The organism is Dietzia sp. DQ12-76, assembly GCF_014145045.1.
Taxonomy (GTDB): Bacteria; Actinomycetota; Actinomycetes; order Mycobacteriales; family Mycobacteriaceae; genus Dietzia.
Genome location: NZ_JAALDV010000235.1, coordinates 1 through 7,805, shown reverse-complemented (window position 1 = coordinate 7,805; position 7,805 = coordinate 1). Strand labels below are relative to the sequence as shown.

General features: G+C 70.4%; 7 protein-coding genes. 4 read left to right on the top strand and 3 right to left on the bottom strand.

What is annotated here, in order from left to right; translation table 11 throughout:
- The 4 genes from G6019_RS08920 to G6019_RS08905 form a co-directional block, all read left to right on the top strand.
- On the top strand, positions 1-1,201 hold a 1,201-nt coding region (locus G6019_RS08920; RefSeq protein WP_182627442.1), incomplete at its 5' end, for an acyltransferase family protein.
- A gap of 74 nt (positions 1,202-1,275) precedes the next feature.
- Positions 1,276-1,473: a hypothetical protein gene (locus tag G6019_RS08915; RefSeq protein ID WP_017836767.1), complete on the top strand. Its 198-nt coding sequence runs from the start codon at positions 1,276-1,278 to the stop codon at positions 1,471-1,473.
- Positions 1,474-1,499: 26 nt separating this feature from the next.
- Complete coding sequence (locus G6019_RS08910; RefSeq protein WP_228549068.1) at positions 1,500-1,997, top strand: YciI family protein; 498 nt, start codon at positions 1,500-1,502, stop codon at positions 1,995-1,997.
- An 83-nt stretch (positions 1,998-2,080) separates the two neighbouring features.
- Positions 2,081-3,292 (top strand): RNA polymerase sigma factor, encoded by a 1,212-nt coding sequence (locus G6019_RS08905; protein ID WP_182612341.1) that lies wholly within the window; start codon positions 2,081-2,083, stop codon positions 3,290-3,292.
- Between the two features lie 36 nt (positions 3,293-3,328).
- Here the strand turns inward: G6019_RS08905 and meaB are convergent, their stop codons facing one another.
- From meaB to G6019_RS08890, 3 genes are all read right to left on the bottom strand, one after another.
- The gene (meaB, locus tag G6019_RS08900) at positions 3,329-4,321 is read right to left on the bottom strand and encodes a methylmalonyl Co-A mutase-associated GTPase MeaB (protein WP_182612337.1); all 993 of its coding nucleotides are present in this window, start codon (positions 4,319-4,321) and stop codon (positions 3,329-3,331) included.
- A gap of 134 nt (positions 4,322-4,455) precedes the next feature.
- A complete protein-coding gene (gene scpA / locus G6019_RS08895; protein WP_182627440.1) occupies positions 4,456-6,750 on the bottom strand; it encodes a methylmalonyl-CoA mutase in 2,295 nt (764 codons plus the stop codon).
- Between the two features lies 1 nt (position 6,751).
- A partial coding sequence (locus G6019_RS08890; protein ID WP_241725956.1) for a methylmalonyl-CoA mutase family protein occupies positions 6,752-7,805 on the bottom strand: 1,054 nt, incomplete at its 5' end.

The following is a 7,805-nucleotide window of genomic DNA, read 5'->3' as shown; positions in this document are numbered from 1 at the left end:
TCCCGACACCGCCGCCGCCGAGGCCACCGGTCCCGAGATCGCCGCCGCCGAGGCCACCGGGGAGCAGCAGCCGCGGCTCGCCGGTGCACACGGTCACCTCCCCGCACTCGAGGGTCTCCGCGGCCTCGCGGCGATCGGCATCATCACCACCCACGTCGCGTTCGTGACCCGGATGTCTTACGGGACGCCGGTACGCCGCCTCTACGGTCGGTTGGACATGCTGGTGGCGGTGTTCTTCGCCAAGACCGGCTTCCTCCTGTGGCGCGCACACTCCGACCACGCCCGCCGCGACCGGCCGGGAACGGCCCGCGCGGTGATCCCCTACCTGCGGGCCCGCCTCGTGCGGATCATGCCCGCCTACGCGGTGCTCGTCGCCGTCGCGATGGTGCTCCTGCCCCAGAACCGGGTCAACGGCCCCGTGGTCTGGCTCCGCAACCTCACCCTGACGCAGATCTACCAGCGGAAGTTCCTCGTCTCCGGGCTCACGCACGCCTGGTCCCTCGCGGTCGAGATGGCCTACTACCTGGCTCTCCCGGCGCTGTGGACCGGGATGAAGAACCTGCGCGGCGACCGGGCCCGATGGCGGCTGCCCGCCGTCGGCGCCTTCGGGCTCTCCGGTCTGCTGTTTCCGCTGATCCCCTGGCAACGCCTCCGGCTCCTGCCCAGGGGCGTCAACGACCAGATCCTGCCGCCGGCGTTCTCCGCCTGGTTCGCCTCCGGGATGCTACTGGCCGAGCTGGCCACCGCCCGCCCGGGACTGCTCGCCCGATTGAGCCGGGCACCGTACGCGAGGTGGGGGTGGTGGGCGGCTGGCGCAGGGGCGCTGTTCGCCACGACGTCCCCCCGCTGGTTCTCCGAGGGCTTCCACCACCCGAGCGGCCGCGAGTACGCCGCGCGCAACGGGCTCACCGCGGCGATGGCGTTCTTCTTCCTGGGACCGATCGTCCTGGCCCCGGCGGGCTCGCGCTTCCGCGTCCTGGAATCGGCACCCCTACAGGCGATCGGCCGCTGGTCGTACGGAATCTTCCTCTGGCACCTGATCGTGCTGCACTACGCGTTCCCGCTCACCCGCACCTCGCTGTGGACCCGGCGGATGGGCGTGATCTGGCCCGTGACCGTGGCCGGGTCGATCGCCGTGGGCGCGGCCAGCTACCGGTTCATCGAGGAACCGGCGCGAAAGTTCCTCTCTCCGCACGCCTGAACTCGACGCCGAGTTCTCGTAGGGTGAGCGCAACACCGCGGACAGGCGCGCGGTCGCGACGAAGGAGAACAGCTATGGGTTACATCGGCGGCGGAGTGGTCCTCGTGGTGATCGGCGCGATACTCATGTACGCGGTTGAGGTCACCATCCCGGGAATCGACTCGAACACCCTCGCGGTGATACTCATGGTGGCCGGTGTGGTGCTCTTCGTGATCGGTCTCCTGTTCGCGATGCGCTCCCGGGGCCGCCGGGTGCCGGACGAACGGTACTGAGCCCGCGCGCGACATCTCCCGCGCGGATGCCCCGGGAGCGGAATCCGGAGAGCGCGGAGATTCTTTTCGCGGACCTGTCGATCTCCCGGGGGCCGTTCGTCATCATGGTGTCGCCGCTCTCGCGGCCGACGCCCACCACGATCGGTCAGGAGATCGACATGAAATACGTACTACTGCTCTTCGCAGACCTCGATGCCGCCCGCTGTGGCGAGGACGCGGTCACCGGCGCGGACGAGGGTCCCGGCGTCGAGGAGTTCATGGCCTTCGATGCGGAGCTCGAGAAGGCCGGGGTGCTCGCCGGCGGGTTCGCCCTGGAGGATCCGGACACGGGGGTCGTCGTGTCCATCCCACCGGGCGCGACCGAGCCCGTCGTGACGTCGGGGCCGTTCGCCGAGAGCAGGGAGTTCGTCGGCGGGACCATCATCATCGATGTCCCCGACATCGACGAGGCACTGACGTGGGCGGCCCGGTGTCCCGGGGTCCACGGTGGGCGGGTCGAGGTCCGCGCCATCGCGGAGTTCTAGATGCATGTCCGTGTGTCCGGGGTGGGAGCGGGGGCCCACCCGTGACCTCCCCGGGGCCCGCGGCGTCCGATGCCCTGGCCGCGATGAGGCGTGAGGAGAGCTCCCGGCTGCTGGCTGCGCTGGTGTCGCGGTTCGGGGACCTCGAACTGGCCGAGGACGCCGCGCAGGACGCTCTCACCGCAGCCCTGGAGACGTGGCCGAGAACCGGTGTCCCTCACACCCCGCTGGCCTGGCTGATGACCACCGCGACCCGCAAGGCGATCGATCAACTCCGGCGGGAGAAGGCCTTGACGGAGCGGCTGGCGAGGTTGCGGGTAGAGCAGGAGAGGCGGCCCCCGCCGCCGCCGAGCGTGTCGCCCGCGGATCCGGACGACATCCCGGACGAGCGGCTCGAGTTGTTCTTCGCCTGCTGCCATCCGACCCTGGGAATCCAGGAGCAGATCGCGCTGACCCTCCGGTACCTGGCCGGACTGACCACAGTCGAGATCGCCCAGGCCTTCCTCGTCCCGGTCCCCACGATGCAACAGCGCCTGGTACGCGCGAAGGAGCGCATGCGGGTGACCCGGATCCCGGTCCGCGTGCCGGAGGCCGCCGACCTCCCACGGCGCCTACCGGCGGTCCTCGCCGTGATCTACGTGGTCTACACGGAGGGCTACGCGGCGACGGAGGGCGCGCGACACCTGCGCACCGAGCTCACCTCCGAAGCCATCCGCCTCGGGCGCATCGTCCACAGACTGATGCCGGGGCAGAGCGAGGTGGCGGGGCTTCTCGCCCTGATGCTGCTCACCGAGGCGCGGGCGCCGGCGCGGTCGGGCCCGGACGGCATGCCGATTCCCCTGAGCCAGCAGGACCGCTGCAGATGGGACCGTCTCCTCGTCGACGAGGGGCTCGCACTGGCCCGGACCGCTGCCGCGGGAGGGCCAGGGAGGTACAGCGTCCAGGCGGCGATCGCCGCACTCCACGCCGAGGCCCAGGACGTCGACTCGACCGACTGGGCCCAGATCGTGGTGCTCTACGACATCCTGCTGAATCTCTCCCCCGGTCCGGTCGTGCGGGTGGCCCGAGCGGTCGCGCTCGGGCATCGGGACGGGCCCCACGCGGGAATGGTGGCACTCGACGCCCTGGCCTCGGATCCGACACTGCGGGAGCACCACCCGTTCCACGAGGCCCGGGCGGTGACTCTGGAACTCCTCGGTCGGAGCGAGGACGCGCGCCTGGCCTGGGCACGCGCCTTCGAACTCTCGAGGAACGAGGCCGAGCGTTCCTATCTGATTCGTCGGTGGTGGGAGGCGTAGCCGGCGGGGCGCCGAGTCCGCCGACTGGTCCACCTGCTACGACTGACCCGAGCGCTCCGGGCGTTTCGAGTCGAAGGCGTCGATGATGGCCTGGGCCGCGAGAGCCGCCGTCAGCGTCCCTTCGCTCACGCGTCGCTCGACATCGGCCGTGACCCGTCTCACGTCCGGGTCGGCCGCGAGCCGCGCCATGAGCGTGTCGTGCACCATCGACCGGGTCCACTCGACCTGTTGGCGCGCGCGACGGGCCTCGACCTCGCCGATCTCCCCCATCGTGTCCTGGTGGGATCGCACGGCCTCCCAGAATTCGTCGAGACCCTCGCCCTCGAGCCCCGACATGGTCAGGACCGGAACCTTCCACACCGAGTCCGCCGGTCGCACGAGTCGCAGCGCCGCGCCGAGTTCTCGCGCGGCGCGCCTGGCGTCCTTGACGTGGGGGCCGTCGGCCTTGTTCACGGCGACCACGTCGGCCAACTCCAACACGCCCTTCTTGATGCCCTGGAGCTGGTCGCCGGTGCGGGCGAGGGTGAGGAACGTGAAGCAGTCGACCATCCCGGCGACGGCGACCTCGGACTGGCCCACCCCGACGGTCTCGACGAGGATCACGTCGAAACCCGCGGCCTCGAGGAGGACCATGGTCTCCCGGGTGGCCTTGGCCACGCCCCCGAGCGTCCCGGAGGTCGGTGAGGGCCGGATGTAGGCGCGGGGTTCCGTGGCGAGCGTCGCCATCCGGGTCTTGTCGCCGAGGATCGAACCGCCGGTGCGCGTGGAGGACGGGTCGACGGCGAGCACCGCGACCTTGTGCCCCTTCTCCACCAGGTACAGCCCGAACGACTCGATGAACGTCGACTTGCCCACGCCCGGTACCCCGGTGATCCCGATGCGCAGGGCTCCCCCGGCATGCGGCAGCGCTCCGAGCAGCAGCTCCTGCGCCTTTTCGCGGTGCGCGGGGTTCGTGGACTCCAGCAGCGTGATGGCGCGCGCGAGCACGGGGCGGTCGTCGTGGAGCACTCCCTCGAGGAGGGCCCCCACGTCGATCTCCCGACGCGGCCTCGCGCCCGTCGCGGAAGGGACCGGGCCGCGGACCGCACCGGTTCCGAGAGTCGTCGACAGACTGCCCGTGGTGTTGCCCGAGCCCGCGGGATCGGGACCGGAGCCGAGGCGGTTCAGGACTCGGCCCCGGAGGAGGTCAGCTCGTGCCCGAGCTCACGGGCGAGTGCCTCGAGCAACTCGATGGCCGCGTCGGAGATCACGGTCCCGGGCGGATAGATCGCGGTCGCACCGGCGTCGTAGAGCTCCTGGAAATCTCCGGGAGGGATGACGCCTCCGACGGTGACCATGATGTCCTCGCGTCCCACCTCGGCGAGCGCCTCCCGCAGCGCCGGGACCAGGGTGAGGTGACCGGCGGCCAGCGACGACACGCCGACCACGTGCACATCGGCGTCCGCGGCCTGTCGGGCGACTTCGTCCGGGGTCTGGAACAGCGGGCCCATGTCGACGTCGAAACCCAGGTCCGCGAACGCGGTCCCCACGACTTTCTGGCCGCGGTCGTGGCCGTCCTGACCCATCTTGGCCAGGAGGATGCGGGGCCTGCGACCCTCCAGTTCGGAGAACTCCTCGGCCATCTTCATCGCCCTGGTGACGTTGTCCACGGCGCCCTCCTTCGACACCTCCTGCCGGTAGACGCCGGACAGCGTCTTGATCTCGGCTTTGTGTCGACCGTAGACCTTTTCGAGCGCGTCCGAGATCTCGCCGATGGTCGCGTGGGCGCGGGCGGCGTCGATGGCGAGCGCCATGAGATTGTTCTCCAGCCCGCTCCCGGCACCCCCGGCCGCCGCCTCGGTGAGTCTGGCGAGAGCCGCCTGACACGCCGATTCGTCGCGTTCCGCACGGAGTCTGTCCAGCTTCGCGAGTTGCTCCGCGCGCACGCGCGAGTTCTCGACCTTGAGGACCTCGATCTCCTGGTCCTCGGTGACGACGTACTTGTTGACCCCGATGACCGGTTGGCGCCCGGAGTCGATCCGCGCCTGGGTGCGGGCCGCGGCCTCCTCGATGCGCAGCTTCGGGATCCCCTCGCCGATGGCCTGCGCCATCCCCCCCGCCTCCTCGATCTCGATCAGGTGCAGGCGGGCCTTGTCGGCGAGCTGGGCGGTGAGCCACTCGATGTAGTACGACCCTGCCCAGGGGTCGATCGGGCGGGTCGTGGCCGACTCCTGCTGGAGCAGGAGCTGGGTGTTGCGCGCGATGCGCGCCGAGAAGTCGGTGGGCAGGGCCAGCGCCTCGTCCAGCGCGTTGGTGTGCAACGACTGCGTGTGGCCCTGCGTCGAGGCCATGGCCTCGATACACGTCCGGGCCACGTTGTTGAACACGTCCTGGGCGGTGAGGGACCACCCGGAGGTCTGGGAATGGGTGCGCAGCGACTTGGACTTCTCGTTCTTGGGCCCGAACTTCTCCACGAGTTCGCTCCACAGCAGACGGCCGGCCCGGAGCTTGGCGATCTCCATGGAGAAGTTCATCCCGATCGCCCAGAAGAAGGACAACCGGGGTGCGAACTTGTCGATCTCCAGCCCGGCGTCCAACCCGGCACGCAGGTACTCGACGCCGTCCGCGAGGGTGTACGCCAGCTCCAGATCCGCCGTCGCGCCGGCCTCCTGGATGTGGTAGCCGGAGATCGAGATGGAGTTGAACCTCGGCATCTTCCGGGAGGTGTAGGCGAAGATGTCCGAGATGATCCGCATCGAGGGCGTGGGCGGATAGATGTAGGTGTTGCGGACCATGAACTCCTTGAGGATGTCGTTCTGGATGGTCCCCGCGAATTGTTCCGGTGTCACCCCCTGTTCCTCGGCCGCCACCACGTACAACGCGAGGATCGGTAGCACGGCCCCGTTCATGGTCATCGACACGGAGACGGCGGACAGGTCGATGCCGTCGAAGAGCTCACGCATGTCGAGGATCGAGTCGATCGCCACGCCCGCCATCCCGACGTCGCCGGCGACACGGGGGTGGTCGGAGTCGTACCCGCGGTGGGTGGCCAGGTCGAACGCCACCGACAGGCCCTTCTGGCCCGCCGCGAGGTTGCGCCGGTAGAAGGCGTTGGACTCGGCAGCGGTCGAGAAGCCTGCGTACTGCCGGATCGTCCACGGCTGGTTGACGTACATGGACGGGTACGGGCCGCGGAGGAACGGGGCCGCTCCCGGGACGGTGTCCAGGGGGAAGGGGGTGACCTCCTCGCCGTCGTCGGTCGGGGCGTCGCCCGCCTCGACCGCGTCACGGTCCGCCTTGGTGAACACCCGCTTGACGTCGATACCCTCGGGGGTCTCCCACCGCGGTCCGGCGTCGACGTCCCGGTCGACACCCCCGACGGCGTGGTGGTCGACGGCGGTCTCCACACCGTCCGGTAGCGGAGCACCCTCACTGGTCTCGCGCAGCGGGGCGATGCTGAAATCGGGGAAGGTGGTCATGTCACTTCACTCCCAGCTGATCGAGGAGGGCGGTCAGGGCGGCGACGGCGTCGATCCCGGTGGCGAGGTACCCGTCCGGCCGGTCCGTGGCGTCGGCGGGGAACCCCTTCTCGGCGCCGGCGAGGTAGACCGTTCCCACACCCGCCTCACGCAGCGCACGGACGGCGTCCGGGCCCTCGGTGGCGTAGCGCTTGTCGGCGCCGCAGAGGACGGCGATGTCCTCATCCTTCCGGACACCGGCGTACTGGTCTGCCGCGGTCGCCAGTGGGTTCCGGGTGTCGATGCCGCCGGCCGCGAGCAGGTTGGCGACGAAGGTCACGCGGCCCGTGGTCTCGGCCATCGGGCCGAGCCCCGCGAGCAGGACCGTCGGCCGGGACCCGGTGGCCTCCAGGTGGGCGTCCGAGCGATCGCGCAGGGCTTCGAAGTCGCGGCCGTACCGGTAGTCCTCGCCACCCCGGCGCGTGGAGTCGAGTGGCGGCTCGGCGAGGTTCGGGAACTCGGAGACCCCGGTGACGGGTGCCGTGCGGTGAGCGATGTCGGCATCACGGGCCTGGCGGACACGGGCGATGGCGTCGGCGACGCTCCCGGAGGCGATCGCGGCCGCGAGTCCGCCCTCGGACTCGACGGTCTGGAACGCGGACCACGCCGCCTCGGCGAGCGAATCGGTGAGTGATTCGACGTACCATGATCCGCCGGCCGGGTCGACGACGTGCCCCAGGTGCGACTCCTCGAGCAGCAGCAGTTGGGTGTTCCGGGCGATCCGCTCGGCGAAGGCCCGAGAGGTGCTCTCCAGACCTCCCGGCAGGGAGACGTCGAACGGCAACACGGTCACGGAGGTGGCGCCGCCGACCCCGGCACCGAACGCGGCGAGAGTGGTGCGCAGCATGTTCACCCACGGGTCACGCCGCGACATCATGGCCGCGGAGGTCACGGCGTGCTGGGGCGCGTCCCCGGCGTCGGGCGCGCCCAGCAGCTCCGCGACGCGGGCCCACATCAGACGCCCGGCACGGAACTTGGCGATCGAGACGAACTGGTCGTCGGTGGCGGCCAGTCGG

Excerpts from the sequence above, each read along its gene's own strand:
- G6019_RS08910 (WP_228549068.1), top strand. The coding sequence starts at position 1,500 with ATGCCCCGGGAGCGGAATCCGGAGAGCGCGGAGATTCTTTTCGCGGAC.
- G6019_RS08915 (WP_017836767.1), top strand. The coding sequence starts at position 1,276 with ATGGGTTACATCGGCGGCGGAGTGGTCCTCGTGGTGATCGGCGCGATA.
- scpA (WP_182627440.1), bottom strand. The coding sequence starts at position 6,750 with ATGACCACCTTCCCCGATTTCAGCATCGCCCCGCTGCGCGAGACCAGT.
- G6019_RS08905 (WP_182612341.1), top strand. The coding sequence starts at position 2,081 with ATGAGGCGTGAGGAGAGCTCCCGGCTGCTGGCTGCGCTGGTGTCGCGG.